General features: G+C 68.9%; 22 protein-coding genes. 8 read left to right on the forward strand and 14 right to left on the reverse strand.

Annotated elements, in window-relative coordinates:
- Positions 1–6: 6 nt before the first annotated feature.
- Together C8D87_RS29440 and C8D87_RS29445 are read right to left on the reverse strand one after the other, a co-directional pair.
- The gene (locus C8D87_RS29440; protein WP_233442353.1) at positions 7–2,274 is read right to left on the reverse strand and encodes a HelD family protein; all 2,268 of its coding nucleotides are present in this window, start codon (positions 2,272–2,274) and stop codon (positions 7–9) included.
- Positions 2,275–2,364: 90 nt separating this feature from the next.
- The gene (locus C8D87_RS29445; protein WP_112229142.1) at positions 2,365–2,793 is read right to left on the reverse strand and encodes a MarR family winged helix-turn-helix transcriptional regulator; all 429 of its coding nucleotides are present in this window, start codon (positions 2,791–2,793) and stop codon (positions 2,365–2,367) included.
- Between the two features lie 135 nt (positions 2,794–2,928).
- On the opposite strand from C8D87_RS29445, the gene C8D87_RS29450 reads away from it, so the two are divergent.
- The 3 genes from C8D87_RS29450 (at position 2,929) to C8D87_RS29460 (ending at position 4,470) form a co-directional block, all read left to right on the forward strand.
- Entirely contained in the window at positions 2,929–3,531 is a 603-nt protein-coding gene (locus tag C8D87_RS29450) for a hypothetical protein (protein ID WP_112229143.1), read from the forward strand.
- A gap of 1 nt (position 3,532) precedes the next feature.
- Positions 3,533–3,751, forward strand: coding sequence for a DUF6343 family protein (locus C8D87_RS48055; protein WP_229813372.1), 219 nt, complete (start codon positions 3,533–3,535; stop codon positions 3,749–3,751).
- Between the two features lie 95 nt (positions 3,752–3,846).
- A complete protein-coding gene (locus C8D87_RS29460) occupies positions 3,847–4,470 on the forward strand; it encodes a TetR/AcrR family transcriptional regulator (protein WP_112229144.1) in 624 nt (207 codons plus the stop codon).
- On the opposite strand, the gene C8D87_RS29465 is transcribed toward C8D87_RS29460, so the two are convergent.
- From C8D87_RS29465 to C8D87_RS29475, 3 genes are all read right to left on the reverse strand, one after another.
- The gene (locus tag C8D87_RS29465; RefSeq protein ID WP_112229332.1) at positions 4,458–5,798 is read right to left on the reverse strand and encodes a dihydrolipoyl dehydrogenase family protein; all 1,341 of its coding nucleotides are present in this window, start codon (positions 5,796–5,798) and stop codon (positions 4,458–4,460) included. The genes C8D87_RS29460 and C8D87_RS29465 overlap by 13 nt on opposite strands.
- An 82-nt stretch (positions 5,799–5,880) precedes the next feature.
- Positions 5,881–6,240 carry a VOC family protein gene (locus C8D87_RS29470; protein ID WP_109641262.1) on the reverse strand — a complete coding sequence of 120 codons (360 nt, stop codon included), beginning with the start codon at positions 6,238–6,240 and terminating at the stop codon, positions 5,881–5,883.
- Between the two features lie 12 nt (positions 6,241–6,252).
- A complete protein-coding gene (locus tag C8D87_RS29475) occupies positions 6,253–7,488 on the reverse strand; it encodes a hypothetical protein (RefSeq protein WP_109641263.1) in 1,236 nt (411 codons plus the stop codon).
- 143 nt (positions 7,489–7,631) lie between these two features.
- Here C8D87_RS29475 and C8D87_RS29480 point away from each other — a divergent pair, with 143 nt between their 5' ends.
- Both C8D87_RS29480 and C8D87_RS29485 read left to right on the forward strand, forming a co-directional pair.
- The gene (locus tag C8D87_RS29480) at positions 7,632–8,975 is read left to right on the forward strand and encodes a S8 family peptidase (protein ID WP_109641264.1); all 1,344 of its coding nucleotides are present in this window, start codon (positions 7,632–7,634) and stop codon (positions 8,973–8,975) included.
- 200 nt (positions 8,976–9,175) lie between these two features.
- Complete coding sequence (locus C8D87_RS29485) at positions 9,176–9,679, forward strand: DUF3145 domain-containing protein (RefSeq protein ID WP_109641265.1); 504 nt, start codon at positions 9,176–9,178, stop codon at positions 9,677–9,679.
- A 16-nt stretch (positions 9,680–9,695) separates the two neighbouring features.
- Here the strand turns inward: C8D87_RS29485 and C8D87_RS29490 are convergent, their stop codons facing one another.
- The 4 genes from C8D87_RS29490 to lanKC form a co-directional block, all read right to left on the reverse strand.
- Positions 9,696–11,414, reverse strand: a complete 1,719-nt coding sequence (locus tag C8D87_RS29490) for an ABC transporter ATP-binding protein (protein ID WP_109641266.1) — start codon at positions 11,412–11,414, stop codon at positions 9,696–9,698.
- Complete coding sequence (locus C8D87_RS29495) at positions 11,414–13,033, reverse strand: ABC transporter ATP-binding protein (protein WP_109641267.1); 1,620 nt, start codon at positions 13,031–13,033, stop codon at positions 11,414–11,416. The genes C8D87_RS29490 and C8D87_RS29495 overlap by 1 nt, the downstream gene beginning before the upstream one ends.
- A 143-nt stretch (positions 13,034–13,176) precedes the next feature.
- A complete protein-coding gene (locus C8D87_RS29500) occupies positions 13,177–13,338 on the reverse strand; it encodes a SapB/AmfS family lanthipeptide (protein ID WP_109641268.1) in 162 nt (53 codons plus the stop codon).
- A 40-nt stretch (positions 13,339–13,378) separates the two neighbouring features.
- Positions 13,379–15,946 carry a class III lanthionine synthetase LanKC gene (gene lanKC / locus C8D87_RS29505; protein ID WP_109641269.1) on the reverse strand — a complete coding sequence of 856 codons (2,568 nt, stop codon included), beginning with the start codon at positions 15,944–15,946 and terminating at the stop codon, positions 13,379–13,381.
- A gap of 784 nt (positions 15,947–16,730) precedes the next feature.
- On the opposite strand from lanKC, the gene C8D87_RS29510 reads away from it, so the two are divergent.
- A complete protein-coding gene (locus tag C8D87_RS29510) occupies positions 16,731–17,297 on the forward strand; it encodes a hypothetical protein (RefSeq protein WP_146231848.1) in 567 nt (188 codons plus the stop codon).
- Between the two features lie 326 nt (positions 17,298–17,623).
- Here C8D87_RS29510 and fabF read toward each other — a convergent pair whose 3' ends face one another.
- From fabF to C8D87_RS29535, 5 genes are all read right to left on the reverse strand, one after another.
- On the reverse strand, positions 17,624–18,859 hold the full coding sequence (gene fabF / locus C8D87_RS29515) for a beta-ketoacyl-ACP synthase II (protein WP_109641271.1): 1,236 nt from the start codon (positions 18,857–18,859) through the stop codon (positions 17,624–17,626).
- Positions 18,856–19,092, reverse strand: coding sequence for an acyl carrier protein (locus tag C8D87_RS29520; RefSeq protein ID WP_030465146.1), 237 nt, complete (start codon positions 19,090–19,092; stop codon positions 18,856–18,858). Before C8D87_RS29520 ends, fabF begins: the two co-directional genes overlap by 4 nt.
- A 43-nt stretch (positions 19,093–19,135) precedes the next feature.
- A complete protein-coding gene (locus C8D87_RS29525; protein ID WP_109641272.1) occupies positions 19,136–20,113 on the reverse strand; it encodes a beta-ketoacyl-ACP synthase III in 978 nt (325 codons plus the stop codon).
- Positions 20,110–21,039 (reverse strand): ACP S-malonyltransferase, encoded by a 930-nt coding sequence (locus C8D87_RS29530; protein ID WP_112229145.1) that lies wholly within the window; start codon positions 21,037–21,039, stop codon positions 20,110–20,112. The genes C8D87_RS29525 and C8D87_RS29530 overlap by 4 nt, the downstream gene beginning before the upstream one ends.
- A gap of 194 nt (positions 21,040–21,233) precedes the next feature.
- Positions 21,234–22,436 carry a PucR family transcriptional regulator gene (locus C8D87_RS29535; RefSeq protein WP_109641274.1) on the reverse strand — a complete coding sequence of 401 codons (1,203 nt, stop codon included), beginning with the start codon at positions 22,434–22,436 and terminating at the stop codon, positions 21,234–21,236.
- Positions 22,437–22,556: 120 nt separating this feature from the next.
- Between C8D87_RS29535 and C8D87_RS29540 the strand changes: the two genes are divergently transcribed.
- Both C8D87_RS29540 and C8D87_RS29545 read left to right on the forward strand, forming a co-directional pair.
- Positions 22,557–24,113 carry an alpha/beta fold hydrolase gene (locus C8D87_RS29540; RefSeq protein WP_233442354.1) on the forward strand — a complete coding sequence of 519 codons (1,557 nt, stop codon included), beginning with the start codon at positions 22,557–22,559 and terminating at the stop codon, positions 24,111–24,113.
- Positions 24,114–24,319: 206 nt separating this feature from the next.
- Positions 24,320–25,090, forward strand: coding sequence for a mechanosensitive ion channel family protein (locus C8D87_RS29545; RefSeq protein ID WP_112229147.1), 771 nt, complete (start codon positions 24,320–24,322; stop codon positions 25,088–25,090).
- Positions 25,091–25,172: the final 82 nt, after the last annotated feature.

A 25,172-nucleotide genomic window follows, 5' to 3' on the forward strand; every position in this document is an offset into this window, starting at 1 on the left:
CGTTCGCTACGAAACGTCCTTCAGCCGGGATAGCACATCGGGCAGCGTTCCGGTGTGCACGACGCCGAGTCGTTGCGTGGCACGGGTCAGCGCGACGTACAGGTCCGACGCGCCGCGCGGCGACTCCTCCAGAATTCCCACCGGGTCGACGACCACGACCGAGTCGAACTCCAGACCCTTGGCGTCGGTCACCCCGAGCACCACGACCTGGGCCTCTTCCAGATCGTTGCCCATCGACGACCCCGGCACCGCCGAGACGATCGCCGAACCCACCGGCTGCACCAGGGCGGCCGGCACGATCACCGCGATCTTGCCGTCGCCGACGGCCTCCACCTCGGAGGAGATCAGCCCCGGTACCTCGGACTCGAACGACGGCACCCGCGCGACCCACGGCGGCACACCGGTCTCCCGCACGGACGTCGGCGGCACCAGGGAAGCGTCCACGGATGCGAGCACGTCCGAGGCCACCTCCATGATCTCGGCCGGGGTGCGGTAGTTCACGGTGAGCTCGGTCAGGCGCCAGCGGTTCTGCACGTACGGCGACAGCACGGTGTCCCACGAGGTCGCGCCGCCGATGTCACCGGTCTGCGCGATGTCGCCGACGACCGTCATGGACTTGCTCGGGCAGCGGCGCATCAACGTGCGCCACGCCATCGCCGACAGCTCCTGGGCCTCGTCGACGATGATGTGACCGAACGTCCATGTGCGGTCCGCGGCGGCACGTTCCGCCGCGGTCTCGTAGCGGTCGACGCCGTGGCGCTCGGCGAGGCGGTAGGCGTCCATCAGGTCCGTGGCCATCAGGATCTCTGGGTCCGCGTCGTCCTCGAGGTCGAGGATGTCGAGGACGCCCTGGGCGTACTCGATCGCCTGGCGGCGCTGGCGTTCGGCGCGGGCCTTGGCCTCCGTGTCGTCCTCGCCCAGCAGTTCCGCCGCCTCGTCGAGCAGCGGCACGTCCGCCGGCGTCCAGTCGTCCGTGGTGCGCTGGAGCAGATCGCGTTCCTCGCGGGTGAACTTCGACATCGCGCGGTTGCGGCGCTTCGGGTTCGCGTACAGCTCGGACAGCAGCGAGAACGGCGTCAGCACCGGCCACAGCGACGAGATCGCGGCCTGGACCTCGTCGGACTCGCGGAGCTCGCGGCGGATGTCGTCCATGTCCGCCTTGTCCAGCAGGTGACCGCCGAGCCGGCTCGCCACCATCCCCGCCAGCGTCGAGACGATCTCGCGGGCGAACGTGCGGCGGGCCTCGTTGTGCGGGCGGCGGGTCCGGCGCGCCCTGCCCCGCGCGTCGGAGATCGCGCGGCGGTCGAGGCGCAACACGTCGTTGTCGAAGCGGATGTCGACGAACGCGGGCGCCTCCTGGCGGTCCCGCACCGCCGCGGCGATCACGTCGGCCATCTGGATGCGGCCCTTGACCGCCGCCACCTCGGCGGACTCGCGGCCGGTGGCCGTCAGGCCGGGGTAGAGCTCACCGACGGTGGACAACAGCACGCCCGTCTCACCCAGCGACGGCAGGACCTGACTGATGTACCGCAGGAACGTCGTGTTCGGGCCGACCACGAGAACGCCGCGTTTCGCCAGCTGCCGGCGGTGCGTGTACAGCAGGTACGCGGCACGGTGCAGGGCCACCGCGGTCTTGCCGGTGCCGGGACCGCCCTGCACCACGACGACGCCGTTCAGCTCGGACCGGATGATGATGTCCTGCTCGGCCTGGATCGTCGCGACGATGTCGCTCATCTGGCCGGTGCGCGACTCGTTCAGCGCGGCCAGCAGGGTCGCCTCGCCGGTCAGGCCCTCGTTGCGGGACGGCTCGACCGAGTTGATGTCGAGCACCTCGTCGTCGAGGCCGATGACCTTGCGCGAACGGGTGCGCAGGTGCCGGCGGCGCCGGACGCCGTCGGGGGAGGCCGCGGTCGCGAGGTAGAACGGCCTGGCGGCGGGTGCCCGCCAGTCCATCAGCAGCGGCTCGTATTCCTTGTCCTCGTCGAAGAGACCGATTCGGCCGATGTAGAAGCGGTCACCGTTGTGGAAATCGAGCCGCCCGAACGCGAGTCCGTTCTCCACCGCGCTGTACTGAGCCAATTGATCCGTGTACATCGCGACGGAGGTGTCGCGCTCGGACCGCATCTGGTGCGTGCCGCCGGTTTGTCGCAACGATTGTGCGAGTCGTTTCGACGTCTGTTCGCGGAGGTCGTCGAGCCGGCCGTACAACATGGCCACGTATTCCTGCTCCGGCTCCATTTCGGCGAGCCGGAGGTCATCGGAGGGGCTTGACAACTTGCCTCATTTCTCGATACTGTGGCCTATCAGGTTTCGGCCTGTTAGACCCATTCCTGCCCGCGCCGGGTTCGCGTGAGCGCAGACTGTCTAATCTACACGCAAATCAGCGTGATGCAGGTACGCCTTCCGCAGCAGTGTGGTGAGTTCAACCCGTTCCTGCGACGTCAACGGCGCCAGCAGCTCCTCCTCGTGCACCCGTGCCGCCTCCAGGCGGTCGCGCAGGGCCTGCCCGCCCGCGGCGGTGATCGACACGGTGAACCGCCTCCGGTCCCGTTCATCCCGCCTGCGCTGGGCGAACCCGCGCCGCTCAAGATCATCGAGCACCGACACCAGGTCGCTCGCGTCCATCCGCACCCGGTCGCTGATCCGCTTCTGCGCCACCGCCTCCTGCTCGGCCAGGAACGCCAGCACCGTCACGTGCGGCGCGCGCAGGTCGTTGCGCGCGAGACGGCGGGCTTCCCTGACCAGCTGGAGCATCAGGTAGCTGGGCAGATGCAGAAGCTGATCAATGCTCATGTACTCAGCATAGGAAAGATCTGTCCCCGGATCGTGGATAGCGCTGCGTGATCAACCCCCTCGGACAGGAGCCGTGCGGGTGAGCGTTGGGGTGACGTTTCTCCGCAAACCACCTGGAAGCGGCAAGGTGGGGGTATGACGCGTGCGGAGATCGTCCGCCTCGCCCGCTGCGTGATGCGCAGGCCGAGGTGGCAGCTCGTCCTCGCGGTTGTGCTCTCCGCGTGGACGCTCGCCTGGGTGCTCGGTCAGCTCGCCCACACCCCGCTCACTCCACTCGGCGTACTGCGCTGGACCGGTATTCCCCTCGACGCGGCCTCCCTCTGGGCGCAGGAGCGCAGAGACGTGCTCGTCTGGCTCGCCACCCTCGGCGGGCTGAGCTGGGCCGCCACCACCGAGCGGGGTCAGCTGCCCGCGCTCGCCGGGTGGTTCGCGGTGCTGATCGCGGGAGAAGCGGCCGGGTACGAGCACGCGGTCCAGCGGGCGATGCTCAGCATGATCGTGTTCCTGGTCGTCCTCGCGGCCGTCTCGCTGACCGGGCGGCGCGCGTTCGTCGTCGACCGCGTCGCCGTCATGCCCAAGGACGTGATGCGAGCCGGCATCACAGCCGCCGTGCTGACCGCTGTCGTCCCCCTCATCGCCCCTGGTCTGGCCGTCACGCGTCTCGTTAGGCCCTATGTGACGAAACCCCCTCGGCAGCTCAGGCGGGTTGAGGCGCCGCTGCTGAGGGAAACCGGGTGAGGTGAGCGACTACCTGCCACCCCCGGCGCCTCCGCGCAGTGCTCTGACACTGCGGTTGTGGCTCGCCGGATTCGGCCTGGTCTTCAACTCGGTCGCGGGGTGGCTGGCACTCCGAGCTGACCTCGTCTGGCTCGCAATCGTGCTTTTACTACTCGCCGTTGTCTGCGTTGTCGACTTCGGTTGGGTACTTCATCGCAAACGCCGCGGAGATCCAGGCTGAAACCTGTCGGGAACCTGTGCTTGGGCTTAACGGGTCGTATGGATAAAGATGTTCGAGTGCATGAAGACCCGGCTAGGGGCAGGTTAGCCAGGGTGATGCGTCGACAGCCGGTGCAACAGCGTGGCGCGGCTACCGTCTCCGCGATCCTGGAAGCTTGTGCGAGCCTGCTGAACGAATACGACTACGACGACATCACCACGGCGCGCATCGTCGATGTGGCCGGAGTGCCCATTGGTTCCTTCTATCAGTACTTCCCGGACAAACGATCCGTTGTCCACGCACTCGCACTGCGCGGTATGGAGACGTATCTGCGCGAGGTCGAGCAGCTGTTCGCCGCCGACCTGATCGCGGACACGTGGCGTGAGGCGATGAACCAGATCGTCAGCGTCTACCTGCGCATGCTGACCGACCTGCCCGGCTTCGGCAGGGTGCGGTTCAGCGACATGCTGGACAGCCACCGGCTCGACTCCAGCGTCGACCAGTACGAACTGATGGCCGAGCGGCTGGCGGAGATGTTCGTCGACCGGTTCGGCGTGCACGGCGAAGCCCCGGTGATGCTGACCTTCCGGATCGCCGTGCAGACCGCGGACGCGTTGTTCAAGCTCGCCGAACGCGTCGACGCCGACGACCACGCGTACGTGGTCGGCACGGCGAACGAGCTGCTGGCCGGCATGCTGGCGCCGATCTTCGACCAGCAGCCCGCACCTCAGAGCCCGTAGGCCTCCAGCAGCCGCAGCCAGACCTCGCTGATCGTCGGGTACGAGGGCACCGCGTGCCACAAGCGGTCCACGGTGACTTCCCCGACGATCGCGACGGTGGCCGAGTGCAGCAGCTCGGAGACGTCCTGGCCGACGAACGTGACACCGACCAGCGTCCGCGTGCGCTCGTCCACGACCATCCGCGTCCTGCCGTGGTACCCGTCCGCGTGCAGCGACGACCCGGCGACCGCGATGTCGAGGTCGACCACCCTGACGTCCCGGCCGGCCTTGCGCGCTTCCTCCGCGGTGTGACCGACGAACGCCACCTCGGGGTCGGTGAACACCACCTGCGGCACCGCCACGTGGTCCGCCCAGGCCTGTCCCGCCGACCACTGCTTCGGCTCGAACCCGCGCGACCGCTCCAGGATCGCCGTGCCGACCGCCCGGGCCTGGTACTTGCCCTGGTGCGTCAGCAGCGCGCGCCCGGTGACATCACCCGCCGCGTAGAGCCAGCGTCCGTCCACACCGGACACCAGTCCGGAGTCGTCGATGGTCAGAGGCTTGCCGTCCTTCGTCGCCGGCACCCGCCCTGTCGCCACGAGGATCTCGGAGCCGTGCACGACCCTGCCGTCCTGCAACGTCAGCGCACCCGGCGCGATCGCCGACGCGCGGGCGTTGAGCAGCACCTCGACGCCGTCCTCCTGCAGGCCCTCGACGACGAGCGGCCCGACGAACTCCTCCATCCGCGGCAACGGCCGATCGCCGGACACCACCAGCGTCACCTTCGACCCGAGCCGCGCCCACGCCTGCGCCATCTCGACGCCGACGACGCCACCGCCCAGCACCACCAGGGAATCCGGAACCTCGCGCGCTGACGTGGCTTCTCGCGACGTCCACACAGGAGCGTCGGCGAGGCCTTCCAGCGGCGGCATCTTCGGGACGCTGCCGGTGCACACCACGACGGCCTGACGCGCGCGGTGGACGTCTCCTCCCACCGTCACCTCGCGTTCGCCGGTGACCTCACCGTCGCCGCGGATGACCGTGATGTTCTCCGACTCGGCCCACTTGACCTGACCGGAGTCGTCCCAGTTGGACGTGAACCCGGTGCGCCTGGCCAGCACCGCGGCCGGGTCCAGCGACCCGGCGTTCACACCCTGCACGCGCCGGGCGGCCGCGAGCGCGTGACCGGGCCGGAGCAACGCCTTCGAAGGCATGCACGCCCAGTACGAGCACTCGCCGCCGACCAGCTCCTTCTCGATCATGGCGGTGGACAGCCCACCCGCGGCCGTCCGCCACGCCACGTTCTCACCTACGGGGCCACCACCGATGACGATGACGTCGAAGTCCATGCGGCCCACACTAGGCCCGAACTAGTGCCGTGACAGCCAACCTTCACCGCGTCTTCGACGCTCAGCGGGCCACCTCGCGGCACTAGGACAGCCACACGAGGCAGAACGGATGCCCCACGGGGTCCGCGTAGACCCGGAACGTGTCGTCGTTGTCCTTCTGCAGCAACCGGGCCCCCAGCTCCAGCACCCGCGGTTCGGCCTTCTCGACGTCCTCGACCAGCACGTCGAGGTGGAACTGCTGCGAGCCGTGCGGATCGGGGAACGTCGGCGGCCGGTAGTCGTCGCTGCGCTGGAACGCGAGGCGCGTCCCGTTCGCGACGATCACCACCCAGGTGTCGTCACCGCCGGCGAGGCGTTGGGCGCCGAGCAGCTTCTCGTAGAACGACGCCAGCTCGGAGGGATCAGGACAGTCCAGAACCACAGAACGAAGTTGTCCGACCATGCCCTCCACCTTCTACCGGGTGGTGGGCAGCCGCAACGCCTGCTTTGCGATCGCATCGAGCGACTGGTCGCCCGCGCCACCGGACCACACCACGAACGCCAGCTGCACGTGGCTGCCCTTGGCCCCGCTCGCGAACGCCGCGTTCTCCAGCGGTTTGCCGTCCATCCCGTGCACGCCGCCCGACCCCGGCGCGGTGACGACCTTGTGGAACGCGGTCGCGCTCGGCGCGTCCATCAGGTCGAGGTCGGCCACGAGCACCGTCGCCTGCTTGCCCTGCACCGACGTCTCGTAGGTGGCGCGCAGCAGCGCCGAGCACTCGTTCGCGATCAGCCACGCCTTCGCGTCGCCGAACGCCTGCGCCTGGCAGTCCTTGTCGCTCTTCACGTCCTTGGGCACGAACGTCGTGCCGTCCACGACCACCGTCGTCGGCGACGTCGCCGACGGTGCCGGCGTCGCGTCGGCCGGCTGGTCGTCACCGGGCAACGCCACCAGCAACCAGACGAAGAGGAGCGCGGCGACCAGTCCGCCCAGCGCGAGGTACTGCCAGCGAACCGCCTGGTGCAAACGCTTGCGCGGCAGTGCGGGCTTGGCCTGGATCTTCGGGATCAGCATCGTGCTGGCGGCCGCGAGGTCGGGGGAGACGGCGTCGCTGAAGCCCTCGCTGAGCAACGTCCGCGCGTCCGGCGGCGTGCCGGTGGTCTGAAGAATCGCGAGGAGCTTCATGGCGTGGTCGGCCGTGCACGGCACCGACGACGTCGCGAGCTCACGGGCCGCGCTGAGCAAAGTGGACGGTTTGGGATGCAGCACCCGCACGCCGCGGTTGAGGTCGGAGGTGGGCTGCACGACCTGGCTCACGAACGGGCCGACCGCCACGACCGTGCTGACCGGCAGTGGCTCGGCGCGCATCGCCTGGATCCGCTGCGCCACGGCGGTCGCCGCCGCCACGGCCTCGGTCGCGGGGTTCGCCGTGCCGTCCTGGCTGACCAGCGGCCACCCGTCGATCTTCCACTGACCGCCGAGCGGCGCCTCGAGCTTCACCGCGGGGTCGGGAAGGTCGACGCCGACGATCACCAGCACGCCCTTGGGCAGCACGACGATCGCGTCCAGCGGGACGGGGCAACCGGGCGGTTGCACACCGGCCAGCGCCACCCCACCGAGGACCTCGGTACCCGCCCCGCACGCCGTCAGGGCGGCACGGACGTCCGCCCCAACGGCCGAAGGCTCAGCGCCCAGACGGATCAACCGCACGAGTCCCCACCTTTCCGCACGGGTGGACACGGTAGCGGTCCTGGGTTGGTCAACCGCATCCAGTCGAGACGTTGCGTGACACCCGTCACCGAAAAGTGGATCACTCGTTAGATGGATTGCCTGTCTATGTTCACGGAGGGTCCATGTACAAACGCGCCGCACTTCTCGCCGTCGTGCTCGTGGCCGCATCAACCCCTGTCGCGGCTGCGCTGCCGACCTCGACCGTCTACGTCCACGGTGCCGACATCGCCGCCGCGGAACAGGCGGTCGCGGCCGCCGGTCTGCAGAAGATCACCAGTTTCCGCAAGATCGGCGTGGTCGCCGCGCGGGGTGACTCCGCGCGCATCTCATCGGCACGGGCCAAGGCGGGCGTGACGCGCGTCGAGGTCCAGAAGCCGATCAAGTTCCTCGGTTCGACCTCGCACACCGCCACCCGCGGTCTCGACGCCCGCAACAGCCTCGGGCTGACCGGTGCGGGCGTGTCGGTCGCGGTGATCGACTCGGGCGTCGACCCGACGCACCCGTCGTTCAGCGGCGGCAAGATCGTCCGCAACCTCAAGAGCCTGTGTCTCGACGGGGCCACTGACTCGAGCTGCATCGTGCCGGTGCCGAACTTCGTCGACACCGACACCACGTCGCTGGGCGGCCACGGCACCCACGTCACGGGCATCGCGATCGGCAACGACGTGCAGCTCACCGGTGGCCCGGTGGTGCGCGGCGCGGCGCCGGGCGCGAAGGGCGTCGTGATCTCCACCGGAGCGGCGATCCTCATCCTCGGCGCGGACGCCGCGCTGAACTGGGTGCTGGAGAACCACAAGGCCCCGTGCGGCGCAGGCGTGCCCGCGTCGACGTGCCCGCCGATCAAGGTGATCAACAACTCCTACGGGCCTTCTGGTGGCGGTGCGTTCGACCCCGAGTCGGTGACGGTCAAGCTGCAGCGTCAGCTCGTGGCCGAGGGCGTCGTCGTGGTGTGGGCGAACGGCAACGACGGTGGCGACGGTTCGGCGAACCTGTCCAACCCGCCCGGCACCGACCCGACACCCGGCGTGATCTCGGTGGCGTCCTACAACGACCTGGAGACCGGCACCCGCGACGGCGCGCTGTCGAGCTTCTCGTCGCGCGGTCTCGCGACGAACCCCGCCACGTGGCCGGACATCTCGGCGCCCGGCGAGAACATCACGTCGTCCTGCCGCCTGTACCTGCCGATCTGCGCGACCGGCCTGGCCCCGCAGAACGGGCCGGGACTGCTCGACCTCGGCACGTTCAACACGATCAGCGGCACGTCGATGGCGGCACCGCACATCGCCGGCATCGTCGCACAGCTGTTCCAGGCCAAGCCTTCCGCGACCCCCGCCGACATCGAGCGGGCGCTGAAGTCCTCGGCTCACAAGTACGGCACCGGTTACCAGCCGGTCGGCCCCTACACCTCGTCGTTCGACAAGGGCACGGGCCTGGTCGACGTGGTCGCCGCGGTAAACGTCCTCTAGATCACGATCACGCATCGCTCGACCGGGGAGATCGGGACTTAAGACCTGTATCCGCCCCGGTCGGGTGATGATCGAGCTGGTTCTTATGGCGGACATGCCTCAAGTCGAGGCAGAATGCAGCGAACGGGGTTTCACGGTGATCACCTCACTCGGCAAAGGCGTAGGGGAAGACGTCCCTCGTCGAGTAGCGGAGGTCAGCAGTGAGCACCCGTGGCAGCACCAGTGGCGTGGTCTACGTCCACTCGTCGCCGTCTGCGGTCTGTCCGCACGTCGAGTGGGCGATCTCGGGCACCCTTGGCGAACGAGTGGACCTCAGGTGGGCAGCGCAACCCGCGGCACCAGGCCAGTTGCGCGCTGAATGCGCATGGACGGCGGAGGCCGGCACCGGCGCGAAACTCGTGGCTGCGCTGCGCGCGTGGCCCATGCTTCGGTTCGAGGTGACCGAGGAACCGTCCCCAGGTCAGGACGGTGAGCGCTTCTGTTTCGCACCCGTTCTGGGACTGTGGCACGCCCGGACTTCGGCCAACGGCGACATCGTCGTCAACGAGGACCAGTTGCGTGCTCTCGCGGCGAGATCGCGGGGCGGTGAGTCCTTCGCACACGGAGTGGACGAGCTGCTCGGCGCGGCGTGGGACGACGCGCTGGAACCGTTCCGCCGCGCAGGCGACGGCGCGCCCGTGACCTGGTTGCACCGCGTCGGATAGTCCTGAGTGGACCCCGCTACCGTTTGGGCAGCGGGGTTTCCTCGTGGTGCGTGGGGTCCCAGGCCAGCATGAGCTGCCCGTAGAGCGGGGACGTCCTGAGCAGGTCCTCGTGCGTGCCGAGCAACGGCTTGCCGCCGTCCATGACCAGCACGCGGTTCGCGCGCAGCGCCGAGCTCAGCCGGTGCGCGATCACCACGAGAATTCCGTCCCTTTGGGCAAAAACTCGTTCGACGCGGGCTTCCGCGGCCGGGTCCAGGTGTGAGGTCGCCTCGTCGAGGATCACGATGCTCGCGGAGGTGACGTGCACCCGCGCGAGTGCCAGAAGTTGCGCCTCACCGGCGGAAAGTCCTTCGCCCGCGTGGCCGAGGGTGGCGTTCAGGCCACCGAGCCGGTCCAGAATTGGTTTGGCGCCAACCTTCTTCACCGCTTCGAGCAGTTCGTCGTCAGTCGCCCACGGTGCGAGCAGTGTGAGATTTTCCCTCACGGTGCCGGTGAAGAGGTAGGTCTCCTGCGGAATCAGCGCGATCGCGTGGTGCCGCACCTCGGGAACGACCAGGTCGACCGGTGCGCCGCCGAACAGGACGCGGCCGAGGTCCGGAGGCATCAGGCCGGTGAGCAGACTGGCCATTGTGGACTTGCCGATGCCGGACGGCCCGACCACGGCCAGGTGGTCGCCGGGACGCAGGGTGAGTGAGAGGTCTCGCAGCACCGGTTCCGCGTCCTGGCTCCAGCCGAACGTGACGTCCCGCAGCACCACCTCGCCGTTGGACGGGACCTCGGTGCCGATCTTCTTGTTCGTCCGCGGGGCGACTTCCTGGAGTCGTTTGAGCGCGACCATCAGCCGCATCACGACAGTGCTGGTGGTGCGGGCCAGGCCGTGCAACGCGGGGTTCACGTTGTTGGTCAGGTACACGACAGCCGCCAGCACCGCGCCGGTGGTCAGCTGCCCCGACGCGACGAGCGGGGGAGCGAACGCCACCAGCAGCACGACGGGTGTGAAACCGCCGAGCGCGATCACCGTGGCGCGCAACGAGTTCGCCCACGCGACGGTGACGGTCGCCTTGGCCTGCCGGTTCACCTCGGTCGCGATGTCGGCGAAGGCTTCCTCCGCGGCCTTGCACGCGGCGACGTCCCGCAGACCGGTCAGCACCGCACCGGAAGCCTCAGCGGTGCGTTCGTCGGCGATCACGGCGTCGCGCTGGCGTTTGGCCAGTGAGGGCAGCAGCAGGGCGAACAACACCAGTGACGCCACGATCGGCAGCACCACCAGCCAGATCAGCGCGGCCGCCGTCGTGGCGAGACCGATGAGGGCGGCGACCGTGGTGACCAGGAGCGCGCGGGCCTGCACCAGGACTCCCGCGGTCGCGTCGCGGACCACCTCGACGTGCCGGGTGATCATGGCGACGGCGCTGGCGTCCGGGGTCCGCCGGTGCGTCGGGTCGTCGAGCACGCCCTGGACGATCCGGGTGACCAGCGCGTCGCGCATGGGCTCGACGACGGCGCCGAGCCGCGCGAACACCTGCCGCTGGCCGAGTGCGCCCGCGACCGCCAGTGCCGCGAAGGCCAGGAGCCAGAGGACGCCGCTTCGCGGATCACCCGCGGCGAACCCCTTGTCGACGGCGGTGCCGACGAGCCGTCCGCCGAAGAACGCCGGGACGCCTTCGAGCACCGACCAGCCGAGCAGGATCAGGACGCCGCGGCGGTGCCCGGCCAGCGTGGAGAGGTAGAAACGCATCACTCGCCTCCGGTGAACACGGCTCGGTAGTCCTCGTTCTCCCACAGCTCCTGGTGGGTGCCGGTGCCGCGCACCCTGCCGTTCTCCAGCCACACCACGAGGTCCGCCCGAGCCGCTGTCGCCGCCCGGTGCGTCACCACCACACGTGTCCGGCCGGGCAGCGCTGTCGTGAGAGCCGCGTCCACTTTGGCCTCGGTGACGGTGTCGAGGCTCGCGGTCGCGTCGTCCAGGACGAGCAGAGCGGGATCGCGCACGATCGCACGCGCCAAGCCGATGCGCTGCACCTCACCACCGGACAGCGGCGCTTCGGCGACCGGTGTGTCGTAGCCCTGCGGCAGGCGGATCAGGACGTCGTGCACCTGGGCGGCGACGGCGGCGTCGCGCACCTCGGCCTCGCCGGCGACGGTTCCATAGCCGATCGAACGGCCGATCGTCCTGCCCAGCAGCGCTGGACGTTCGAAGGCGTACCCGACCTCGCCGTCGCGCAGCACCTCGCCGGAATCCACAGCGGACAGTCCGCCGAGGACCGCGGCCAGCGTCGACTTGCCCGCGCCGGAGCTGCCGACCACGGCGGTGAACGCACCGGCCGGGATCGTGAGGTTCACGTCGTGCAGTACGCCGGTGACGCCGGCACCGCGCAGTTCGATCGCGCCGGACTCCGGGGCCACGGGTGCAGCACGGTCGGGCGGTGGGGTGTCCAGCACCTCGGCGATCCTGCTGGCGGAGGCTCGCGTGCGCTCCAGGGCGGTGAGCTGCGGGATCTGGCCGACGATGCCCATGCCCAGCGCGGCGTAGCCGAGGGCGGCGAGCACGTCACCGGGGCTCAGCCTGCCCTCCATCACGCCGAAACCGGCGGTGATCAGGACGACGACCTCGACGGCCGGCAACAGCAGGCCCGCACGCCACATCATCTTCGCCTGAGTGCGCCACATGCCCGCACCGGCCGCCGCCAGCCGGGGCAGCGGCTGCAGCACCCGGTCGGCTTCGCGCCCGGCGATGCCCGCAGCGGCGATCGTGCGCTTGCCCGACACGGCGTCGAGCAGCCGCGCCGACACGTCGCCGGAAACCTCCTGGTAGGCCAGCACGTCGTCGGCGGTGAGCTGCATGTGCGTGCGGACCAGGAACATCGCCAGCGGCACGCTCACCACGAACACGGCGGCCAGTCGCCAGTCCATCAACGCCAGCGCCACGACGGAGCCCACCGAGGACGCCGCGGCGATGGCCAGCGAGATCAGCGTGACCACGATGCCGCCCGCGTTGCCGCAGTCGCCGGTCACGCGGCTCACCGCGTCACCGGCGGCGAACGGCGAGGGGTGCCCGAGCGCCAGAAGGTGGCGGGACAGGCGGTGCCGGAGCCAGGCCGTGGCCCGGCTGGTGATGCTCGCGGCCAGCACGATGCCGATCGCGTCACCGATGATCTCGGTTGCCGCCATTCCGAGCAGCCACAGCAGCGTGAACAGCACGAACGTGCCGCCGAGCGCCATGTCGACGGCATCGGCGAGCGCCGAGGGGATCAGCAGTCCGCCGGTCGTGGCGACAGCGGCGTTGAGCAGCAGCAGCCACGGACGGTGGTCGCGGCGCACCACGGAGAACAGCAGGGCGTCACCGGGTTTGGCCATCGGCTGTTCCTCCGGAAGTCATGAGGGCGCATCATGAGCGAGGGCCCGACAGCTGGCCGGCTGCCGGGCCCTGCAGAGGGTGGGTGAGCGGCATACTTCGCCTATGCCGCTCATCTACCGCGGTGTTTCAGTTGGAGCTCAGCTCAGCAGGCCAGCAGGCTGACGGTGCTGTGCGAGCAGGGGAGCAGCAGCGACGCGTTCGACGCGGTGGTGGAGCCACCGCCGCCGCCACCCGAGCCACCGGAGGCCATCACGCTCGTGGTCTCGGGCGTCTCGAGGTCCTGCATGTCAAGGATGAAACCCATGACAACTCTCCTTGTTCGAGGAATCTTTCGGGGGTTACTGCTACCGGTTCGCTAGAACCGGGGCCTGTGTCCTGCCCAGGAAGGGCAGTGGTGGACGTCCGTCCACTGTGGAGGCGATGGCGAGCAGGACGCCCGCACCGCCGGTGTTGAGATCCATGGAAAGCCGGCGCAGCTGCACGCCGGGGAACGCGAGCCCGCCGCCGTACCGCACGGCGTGCCAGCCGAGTGCCCGCAGGTGCTGCTGGATCGCGCGGTCGAGCCGTTCGTCCGGCTTGTGCGCGGCCGCCTGGGCGAGCGTGGCCATCAGTCCGGCCCTGCCGAGCGCGAACGCCGGCTGGATCACGAACTCGCCGGTGCAGCCGGTGAGCAGCTCGGGCAGCTTCTCCACGCACGGACGTTCCGGCGCCACCGCGGCGAACTCGGTGAGCACCAGCGCGATGCCCGCGCCGCCGATGCCCACGTACGGCAGCGACCGGAACGTGCCGTCCCGCACCTGCAGAGAGCCGTCCAGCGCGACCATCGTCTCGGCCAGGTCGCGTTCCAGCGCCTGTTCCGACAGCCTGAGCCAGCGCCGTTCGCCGGTGCGCTCGAACATCCGCAGGAAGAACAGCGCGGGACCCGACCAGCCGTGCAGCAGGCCGGCCTTCGCCTTGTCACCGGGTCCCGGTGCGCCGGCCAGCTGCTCCGCGAGTCGTTCGGCCAGCTCCTCGGCCCGCGCCGCGAAGCCGTGGTCCTCACGGACGTCCGCGAAGTGCAGCAAGTTGAGGCCGATGCCGGACAGTCCAGCGCTCAGCCCGTGGTCCCGCGTGGTGGCGACGAGCTGCGTGTAGCCCTCGACGAGCTCGGTCGCCAGGTCGTGGTGGCCGAAGTTCTCCAGCACGTGCGCGATGCCGTGCGCGCCGACGAAGAAGCCGGGCTGCTTCGGAGGATCCTTCCTGACCGCCTTGATCAGCCAGTCCTCGTGCTCGGGGTAGCGACCCTCGCCGCTGACGTCGAGCGCGTGCAGCACACCCGCCGCGCCGTAGCCGAAGCACGTGCCGCCGACCTCGAACTGCTCGATGTCGCCGGGGAACAGGCGGTCTTGGCGTTGCGGTGTCGCGCTGTGCAGGATCGCCGTCGCGATGGACTTCCTGACGACGGTCCAGTCCGGTTCCGGGTCGTCGAACGCGGTGAACGCGGGCTCCTCCGGCGGGTCCACGCGCGGCGTGAGCACGTCGACGATCGACCGGCAGTACTCGTCGCCGAGACCGAAGCGCTGCTGGATGACGTGCACGTGCTGCTTCAGCTTCGCCGGCGAGAGCTCCAGCACCGCGTTGAGCGGCAGGAAGATCCACAGCTTGAGCGCCGCGAGCGGGTACTCGTCGATCTCGAAGCCCTCGCGGTCGCTCGGGGCCTGGAATCCCGGCGCGCCGAGCGTCGGCCTCTTGACGTCCTCGATCGTCGACGACAGCTCGAAGTCGATCAGCGAGACCTCATCGTCGTCGTCCACCAGGATGTTGAGCGTGTGCAGGTCACCGAACACGACACCGCGTTCGTGCACCCGTGCCATCAGGTCTTCGACCTTGGTGACGAGTTTCAGCGCTCGTTCCCGGTACTCGGCGAGCTGCTCGTCGGTGGTGTCCTTGTGCGTCAACGGGTAGTTGTGACCGAGCCACTGCCCGAGCGAGCGCCCCGGCATGAACTCCATGGCGACGAAGAGGTGCTCCCACTCGGTGAAGCGGTCGTACACCTCGGGCACGCCTTGGACTTTCTCCAGCTTCGTGAGGATCGTGTGCTCGAGCTCCAGCCGTGCCACGGCGTCGCGGCCCTCGCGGTCGAGCCCGGCATGCGGCCGCGCCTCCTTGAGCACGACCTCCTTGCCGTCGCTCTTGCGCGTCGCCAGGTAGACACCGCCGCCGTTGGAGAAGTGCAGCGAACTCTTGATCTGGTACGGGAACTTCGCGGGATCACCCGCGTTGCGCTCGGCCAGGTGCGGCGCCAGGAACTCCGGCAGCTCGACCCACTCGGGCACGCTGAAGACGGGCTTGCGCTTGTCGGGGATGAGCGTGCCGTCCGGCCCCTCGATGGCGAGGACCTGCTGGCCGTCGACCTCCAGCCACTGCTCGGAGAACCCGCCGTAGCGCACGTAGAGCGGACCCTTGCCGTACCTCAGGTCGCTGAGGATGTAGGCGCCGTGCTCGCCCTGCAGCGTGGCTCCGAGCTCGGTGAGGATGCTCTGGAGCTGCTCGGTGCCGGCGGGGTAGATCGTGATCAGCTTGCCGCTGCCCTCACGGGGCGCGTACTTCGAGTTGCGGGCCAGCACGATCGAGATCGTCGGCAGGTACTTGAACGGAATTCGCCGTTCTACGCAGTAGTCGAAAGTGGCCTTCAGAACCCTGCTCGCGTTGTCGAGACCAGCGGAGACGTGGATCTTCCAGCCCTGCTTCGGCAGCGTGACCCCCTGCGGGTGCAGATGCCGCCACACGTTCCGCTCGGCCTGTACCCAGCCGGCCGGCAGTTCGGGCAGGTCACGCGAAAAGTCGTCTCCTGGGAGGTCGCTTTCGGTGCTGCTCTGCAGATCGTAGAACCGCCGATCTGCGAAGCAGAACGCCTCGTATCTGAGGTCCACCGAAATTCCCTCCTCGACGGTTTTGCGATTTCGTTTACGCGGCATATTCCCGCACAATTCAGCGGCTATGGCCAATCCGCCATTAGGGGCGTATGGGTGGGCCGTTCGTGTCCGAAAGATGATCGGTTACCGGTGCGTATGCCACGCTCCGTGATGAGGTTTGGGACCGTCTCACCCGCCTGCGAGGTTTGCTGATCGGTGAGTCAGCGCACGCGTCCTGGGGTTTTGCTAAACGGAACTGTATCGTTGCGGATGGGTGCAGCTCTCTGAGCTGCGGTATTCCACATGGATCTCTACGTATAGTTGGGGGTGCGCAACCATCGTGCACGCGCTGTGTTCCGTACTCTTTTCGGGTGAAGTTGTAAGTGGGTTCCGATGCGTGTTTAGTGCGGCTGATCGGCGGTGTCGGGTCGCCTGAAAGGACCCATTCGGAGGATTACATTGCTTATCACGTTTGTATGTAGCACTCGTTGTCTCGCTACATGCAACTTGCATCTAGGGTGAATGTAATCTTTCGGGTGAAGTTTATGTTTTGATGTAACGGAACGATGTTTTTGTGAGTGGCGCTCTGGTGGCTTGAAGCCGGGGCCGGCCGGGTACACGCGCGTGGGGTGTGTTCTCGCTGCTGGAGTCGGGTGGGGCCACCGGGTCGTGGGTGCCGACGGGGGCTGGGCTGTGGGCGCGGACGCGGCCTGGCCACGGGTGTCGGCGAGGCCGGCGACGTGTCAGCGGGCAGTCGGGCCGCAGGTCGTGGGCGGGCGGCTAGGCTGTTCGTGTGGGGAGCGTGGCTAGCCGCTGGCTGGTGCCGGCCGTGGTGGTGATCACCGGTGCCTCGGTGGCGGCCGGGATGGTGGGGCGGACGGTCTACTCGCGTCCTGCCGAGGCCAAGGGTGAGCCGGTGGTGCCGTCTTCTTCGGTGTCCGGCGCGGCGTTGCCCGGGGGCTCTGAGGTTCGGTTGAGTCCCGACTCGTTCACGCATCCTGATCGGACGTCTGTCCAGAAGGTGCTGCAGAAGTACTTCGACGCCATCAACGAGCGGGACTTCGCCGGGTGGCGTGGGGTGGTGTCTGCTCGGCGGGCCTCGCAGGCTGTTGAGAAGACCTGGCTGGCTGCTTATGAGACCACTCAGGATGGTGGAGTGGTGGTGCAGCGGGTCGAGTCCGATGTGGTGGCTCGGCGGTTGCGGGTGTTGATCAGCTTTGTGTCCACACAGGATGTTTCGAAGGCTCCGGTTGCCATGCCTGAACCCTGCATCCGGTGGAGAGTTGTGTATGTGATGGTTTGGGAGGGTGGGGAGCTCAAGGTGGATGAGGCGCCAGAGAACCGGACCCCTCAGATGGAGAAGTGTTGATGGGGATCTTGGCTGGCGCGTCGGTCGCGCAGGTGGTTGCGATGCGTGGGGCAGGCCCGTCACGAGCCGTCCCGGAGGGGCCAACAATCGGGCACGACTCGTGACGGGACCCACCCACCCCACGGCGGCCCGCGCGTTGCTCAAAGCAGCTCGGCTCCGCCGTCGCCATTGCTCGGCTTCGCCTTCGCGAGATGCTGTGTGCTGGCGGCTGGGTGCGCGTGTGGCGTCTGCAAGTACCGCCAACGCATGATCGAAACGCTTGTAACTACCGCCAACACGTCGAACGCCCCGGTCCGCTTGGCGGGCCGGGGCGTGTCGAGGTGTGCTCAGGCCGGGGTGAAGGCCAGCGCCACGTTGTGGCCGCCGAAGCCGAACGAGTCGTTCACCGCGGCGTCCAGCTTGATCTTGCGGGGCTCGCCTGCCACCACGTCCAGCGTGACGGCCGGGTCCAGGTTCTCCAGGTTCAGCGTTTGGGGAACCACGCCGTCGCGGATCGACAGGACGGTCACGATGGCCTCGACCGCGCCTGCTGCGCCCAGGAGGTGGCCCAGGGCGCCCTTCGGGGCGGTCAGGACCGGGTGGTCGCCGATCGCCTTGCGGATTGCCACGGTTTCTGCGACGTCGCCCACCGGGGTGGAGGTGGCGTGGCAGTTCACGTGGCCCACGTCGGACGGGTCGATGCCGCCGGACCGCAGGGACGCGGCGATGGCACGGGACTGGCCGACGCCCTCGGGGTCCGGGGCCGTGATGTGGTAGCCGTCGGCCGAGGTGCCGATGCCTGCCAGGCGGCCGTAGATCTTGGCGCCACGGGCCTCGGCGAACTCGCGGCGTTCCAGGACCATGACGCCCGCGCCCTCACCGAGGACGAAGCCGTCGCGGGCCGTGTCGAACGGGCGCGAGGCCTTTTCCGGCTCGTCGTTGCGGGTGCTCATGGTGCGGGCCTGCGAGAAGCCCGCTACCGGGATTGCCGTGATGCACGCTTCGGCGCCGCCTGCCACGACCACGTCGGCTTCGCCGGCCTTGATCATGCGGTAGGCCCACGCGATGGCCTCCGCGCCTGACGCGCAGGCGGAGACCGGGGCGTGGACGCCTGCCTGGGCCTTGAGTTCCAGGCCCACGTGGGCGGCCGGGCCGTTCGGCATCAGCATCGGGACGGTCAGCGGGGACACCTTGCGCAGGCCTTGCTGTTCCAGGAGGTCGTCCTGGGCCAGGAGGGTGATCGCGCCGCCGATGCCCGTGCCGATGATGACGGCGAGGCGCTGGCGGTCGACGGTGTCGTCGCTGTGGCCGGCGTCTTGCCACGCCTGGCGGGACGCCACGATGGCGACCTGCTCGGAGCGGTCCAGGCGCCTTGCCTCGACGCGGGGGAGCACCTCGGTGGGGTCGACGACCAGCTGCGAGGCGATTTTCACCGGCAGCTCGTACTTCTCCACCCAGTCGTGGGTGAGGGGGCGGACCCCGCTCTTGCCCGCGAGCAGTGCGTCCCAGGTGGACGTGACGTCACCACCGAGCGGGGTGGTGGCACCCAGCCCGGTGATGACGACGTCGATGTCCGAACTCACTTGTTGCTGGTGATGTAGTTCACCGCGTCACCAACGGTCTTGAGGTTCGCCAGCTCGTCGTCCGGGATCTTCACGCCGAACTTGTCCTCCGCCTGGACGGCGATCTCGACCATCGACAGCGAGTCGATGTCGAGGTCGTCCACGAAGGACTTCTCAGCGGTGACGTCGTCGGCGGCCACACCGGCGACCTCTTCGACGATCTCGGCAAGACCGGACAGGACGTTGTCGCTCACTGAAGTTCCCTTTCGATTGAAACGATGGAAAAACCGGGGGTACTCATGGGCACCGGACCACCTGTCCCGCGTAGGACAGACCAGCGCCGAAACCGACCATCAGCACCACGTCTCCGCTGGAGATCTCGCCCGCGGCCCGCATGTGGTCCAGTGCCATGGGGATCGAGGCCGACGAGGTGTTGCCGGATTCGACGATGTCACGAGCGACCTTCAAGTCCTCGCGCGCACCCTTGGCACGCAGGCGCTTGGCGATCGCTTCGATGATCCGCAAGTTTGCCTGGTGCGGGGCGAAGACGTCCACTTCGGACAGCTCGACGCCCGCGAGTTCGGCGGCGCGGATCGCCACGGGCGCGATCTGGGTCGTCGCCCAGCGGAAGACCGACTGGCCTTCCTGGTGGATGAAGGAGTCGCGGTCGGTGATGGTGATCGTCTCGGCGAGGTCACCGGCCGAGCCCCACGCCACGGGGCCGATCTGGTTCTCCTCGCTGGCACCGATGACGACGGCGCCCGCGCCGTCCGCGAAGATGATCGCGGTCGAGCGGTCGTCCTGGTCGGTCCAGTCGGTGAGCTTCTCCGCGCCGATCACCAGCACGTTGCGGGCCGTGCCCGCGCGGACGAGGTCCGCGCCGGTCGCGACGGCGTAGCAGAAGCCCGCGCACGCGGCGTTGAGGTCGAACGCCGGCGCCGCCTTCACGCCGAGGCGGTCGGCGATCTGCGCGGCGGCGTTCGGGATGGTCGACGGCATGGTGCACGTCGCCACGATGACGGCGCCGATGTCGGCCGGGTCGATTCCCGCGTCCTCGATCGCCTTCCCGCCCGCGATGACCGCCATGTCGACGACGCCCTCGTCCTTGGCGGCGAACCGGCGGTTCACGATGCCGACGCGGTCGCGGATCCACTCATCCGAGGTGTCCATGCGCGCGGCGAAGTCGTGGTTGCTCACCACCGTCTCGGGCTGGTAGCTGCCGAGGCCGATGATGCGGCTACCCGCGGACGTCCGCGGGGCCTGGAAGGTCGTCACTGAGTTGCTCCAACGGTGTCGAAGAGCTCCGCCACCTTCTCCAGCTGGTCGGGCGTCTTCAGGGCGAGGGTGGCGGTGCCCTTCATCGCACGCTTGGCGAGACCCGTGAGAGCGCCGGCGGGCGGCAGCTCGACCGAGCCGGACACGCCCTTCCCGACGAGCGTCGCCTGGCAGACGTCCCAGCGCACCGGGCTGGTGACCTGGGAGACCAGGCGGCGCAGCACCTCGGTGCCCTCGGTGACGGCCTGACCGTCCTTGTTGGACAGCAGCGGCATCAACGGGTCGTGCGTGGTGACCTCGGCGGCACGCGCGCGCACAGCGTCTTCTGCGGGCGCCATGTACTTCGTGTGGAACGCGCCCGCGACGGCCAGCTTGCGGACCTTCGCCGTGCCCGGCGGGGTCTCCGCGAGCTCGTCGAGTGCGGGACGCGGACCGGCCGCGACGATCTGGCCGGCGCCGTTGCGGTTGGCCGGCACGAGGCCGAGCTCATCGAGGCGCGCGAGCACCTCCTGCTCGTCGCCACCGAGCACCGCGGCCATGCCGGTCGGCTCGAGCGCGCACGCCTCTGCCATCGCGGCACCGCGCACGGCGGCCAGTGCGACCGCGTCGTCGGCGCTGATGACGCCCGCGATCGACGCGGCGGCCAGCTCGCCGACCGAGTGGCCCGCGACGATCACGCCGGCGGGCAGCTCGACGCGGCGGCGCAGCTCACCGAACGCGAGCAGCGCGAGGGCCACGACCAGCGGCTGGGTGATGGCGGTGTCGACGATCTCCTCGGCCTCGGCGGTCGTGCCGAGGCGCACCAGGTCGAGGCCCGTGATCTCCGACCACGTGCGCACCTGCTTCTCGGTCCCCTCCAGTTCGAGCCAGGGGGCGAGCATGCCGGGCGTCTGGGACCCTTGTCCGGGCGCGAGGAGTGCGATCACGTGGATTACTAAAGCTGGTGAACCCGCCGGTACCCCATGCTGTAAAGAACGAAGTCCGGCGATGGTATTTGTAGAGACCCTACAAAAGTGTCGGCCAGGTGAACACTGCGCGGCGTATGCCCAGCTCAGCACACCGGCAGGTCGTTTGGCCATCACCCTAACGGATGTGTGCGAAGTCGGTCACAGATCGTTCGCTACCACAGGCCCCGTGCGCGGGCAAGGCGTCCTACAGACAAAGCGACGCGAAGCACAAGTGCATCTCGAGCGTCATGTGCATTTCTTCCGGTCATTTCCTGAACGCGCCGAAGGCGATATCTGACCGTGTTCGGGTGCACGAACAGTCTTTTCGCGCACGTCTCCAGCACGCCGCCGACCTCCAGGAACGCGTCCACGGTCTCCAGCAGCGCGCCGCCGGCGTCCTCCAGCGGCCGGGCAACCCTGTCGACGAGCTGCCACTCGGCCTCCGGGTCGCCCGCGAGCGCCCGTTCCGGCAGCAGGTCGAGCGAGCGGACAGGCCTGGGCGCGGCGGGCCAGCCCACGACCGCGCGCAGCCCGCTCAACGCGTCGCTGGCGCTGCGATGGGCCTCCGCGAGCGAGGCGACCGTGGGCCCCGCCACCACGGGCCCCTCGCCGAAGCCCTCGGCGATGCGGCCCAGCACGTCCTCACCGGTCTCCGTCGGCCCGCCGAGCACGACGACCAGCCGTGAGCCCTGCACGGACAGCAGCACCGGCCGGCCGGCGCGGGCGGCCTTGCTGCGCACCGAGTAGATGATCGCCGGTGGATCCTCGCCGCCCGGATTGCCGACCAGCACCGTCGCCTCCAGCGCCGGATCCCAGCCGAGCGCGGCGGCCCTGCTCAGCAACGACTCCTCGGGGTCGCCACGCACGACGCCGTCCACGACCAGCGCTTCCAGTCTGGCGTCCCACGCACCGCGCGCCTCGGCGGCCGCGGCGTACGAGGTGGCGGCGGAGAAGGCGATCTCCCGCCCGTACCGCAGCACGCCCTCCATCAGCAGCGCGCGCTCGGCCTCCGTACCGGCCATCGCCGGCATCTGCTCCTCGAAGTGCTCCAGCGCTATCCGGACCAGCTCGACGGTCTGGCGCAGGCTCACCCAGCGGGAGATGTCCTTCGGCGCCGACCGGAACGCGTCCGCGGTGAGCCGGATCGCCTGCTGCCGGTCGTGCAGCCACTCGACGAAGCCCGCCACGCCGTTCTGGATCAGCAGCAGCACGCTGGCGCGCTGGTCCGCGGGCATCCGGGCGAACCACGGCAGCCGCTGCTCCATCTCGGCCACGCTCGCGGTGGCGAGCGCTCCGGACGCGCGTTCGATCTTGCGCATCGTGCGGGCGGAGAGGGTTGGCGGGTGCTCCTCCTTCGCCTCGGCTGCCTTGGTCATACCCGCAGCTTAAGGCCCTGGGGGTGACATCACCGGGACGGGTGACAGAACCCTCGCCTTCCTTTCAACGGCCATACCTTCGGATAGCAAGGGTCATTCGTTCGGCGCGGAGGTTTCGTCTTGCGTAGGTTCCCGGCTTTCGTCCTCGGCATGGTGGCACTCACCGCCACGGGCGTGACTGCCTCCGCCGATCCTCCCGATCCCCTCGCGGAGTACCACGCCCAGCCGGTCAAGTGGGCGGCGTGCAGCGGCAAGCTCAGCGGGCTGGAGTGCGCCACGCTCGTCGCGCCGCTTGACCACGCCAAACCGGCCGGCGACCGGATCAACCTGACGATCAGCCGCAGGAAGGCGGCGGCGCAGGACCGCAGACGCGGTGTGCTGTTCACCAATCCGGGTGGTCCTGGTGGCTCGGGGCTCAGCCTGCCGCTGTTCCTCGCGAAGTCCGAGCTCGCCCAGGTCTACGACGTGATCGGCATCGACCCGCGCGGCGTCGGTGGTTCGACGGCGCTGAACTGCCGTGCGGCGCCCGCGATCGCCGCGCCGGACTCGCGGCCGGCGGACGGCGAGTTCGGCAAGTGGGCGGCCGAGGCGCGCGAGGCCGAGGAGTCCTGCCAGAGGTCGGCCGGCGGGATCCGGCAGTTCATCAGCACCGCGAACACCGCGCGGGACATGGACATCGTCCGTGCGGTGCTCGGCGAGGCGAAGATCAACTACCTGGGTTACTCCTACGGCACGTACCTGGGCGCGGTGTACGGGACGCTGTTCCCGAACCGCCTGGACCGCAGCGTGCTCGACTCGGCCGTGCACCCGGAGTGGATCTGGCACGAGCAGTTCCGCCAGCAGGCCGTGGCCTACCGGCGCAGTGTCGAGGCGTGGGCCGCGTGGGTGGGGGAGCGCAACCAGAAGTTCGCGCTGGGCAAGTCGCGGGACGAGGTCCTGGCCGAGGTGGAGAAGGTCGCGGCGAAGCTGCACACCGCGCCGATCGGTGAGCACGACCGGTCTTCCTTCGACGGCGCGGTCGGTGTGGGCTCCCGCTACCGTCCACTGTGGTCGGACCTGGCGTCGATCGTGATCAAGCTGCGGTCTGGCGAGAAACCGGAGAACACCGAGGGTGCCAAGGCGGGGCAGGTGCTCGCGAAGACCGGTCTGCGGGAACTGCGGTCCGGCGTGTTCGACACGGTCACCTGCGAGTCGGACTGGCCGACCGACCTGCACGTCTACTACGAGGACATGCGGACGTTCCGCGAGCGCTACCCGTTCGGCTTCGGCATCGTCAGGGCCGCGCCGATGACGTGCACGTTCCGGTCGTTCACCCCGCCGGAGCAGCCGGTCAGGATCGGCCGCAGCGGTTACCCGGTCGGCGTGGTCGTGCAGTCCGAGGGCGACACGCAGACCCAGTACGCGAGCGGCCCGGCGATGGCGGCGCGGCTCGGACACAACCTGATCACCGTCATCGACGAGGGCAAGCACGGCATCTACAACGGCGGCAACAAGTGCGTCGACGAGAAGGTCAACCGGTACCTGATCGACGGGGCGCTGCCGGGCAGCAGCTCCGAGTGCACGGGTGACCCGCGGCCGGACGTGCCGAAGGACGGTCAGGGTGGTGCCGCGCCGGCGTTGTCGCCGAACCGCATCCAGGGCTACCTGGAAGGGCGCGGACTCTCCGCCCGGCCGTAGAAATGTGGAAGCGCCCACCACGGAGCGTGGCGGGCGCTTCCCTCTCCCCGGTCCCCACCGGTAGCTCCACTCTGGACTGTACTGAGACAAAAATCCACGTCAGCCACCCTTTCGTGTCACAGTGTCGAAGTTGCTGAGCGGTGTGATCCACGAAACGATCAACTGGTCGGATCTTCACTCACCGCAACTTCGTTCTAGGAGGGCCCGTGGGCTCGCAAATCACCGAGGGCCTGGGCCAGGCGTGGGCGATGATCGCCACGTTCGTGCCGAAGCTGCTCGGCTTCCTGCTCGTTCTGGTGATCGGCTGGTTCATCGCCAAGGCTCTCGCCAAGGGCGTCCAGTTCCTGCTCAAGCGCCTCGGCTTCGAGAAGCTCGTCGACAAGTCGGGTCTGAACAGCGCCATGAGGCAGTCGTCGATGGACGCGACCGGCCTGATCGCCAAGATCGTGTACTACTTCGTGCTGCTCATCGCGCTGCAGCTGGCGTTCGGCGTGTTCGGCGCGTCCAACCCGGTCAGCACGCTGCTGAACGAGGTGATCGCGTACCTGCCGCGCATCGTCGTGGCGATGGTGCTCGTGATCGTCGCGTCGGCCATCGGCACCGCGTTGAAGGGCCTCGTGACCGGTGCGCTGGGACAGCGTTCCTACACCCGGATCATGGGCAACATCACGTACGGCTTCGTGATGGCGCTGGGCATCATCGCGGCGCTCAACCAGCTCGGCATCGCGATCTCGGTGACGATGCCGGTGCTGATCGCCGTCCTCGCCACGGTCGCCGGCGTGATCGTCATCGGTGTGGGTGGCGGCCTGGTCCGCCCGATGCAGCAGCGCTGGGAGGGCTGGCTGAACCGCATGCAGGACGAGGCGCAGGCCATGTCGCCGATGCCGCGTGCGTCGCAGGAGATGCCGGCCACGGTCGGCGTCCGTCCGGGTGACGCCCCGACGCCGCCCGCGGGCACGCCGATGCCTGAGAAGTAGTTCTCACCTCGGAGAAGGGGCCTCGCGCGGCGGGGCCCCTTTTTCGTTGTTTGGCGGTTCTCCAGCTTCCGTCCAGCGCGCG

This window comes from Lentzea atacamensis, from assembly GCF_003269295.1.
Classification (GTDB): domain Bacteria; phylum Actinomycetota; class Actinomycetes; order Mycobacteriales; family Pseudonocardiaceae; genus Lentzea; species Lentzea atacamensis.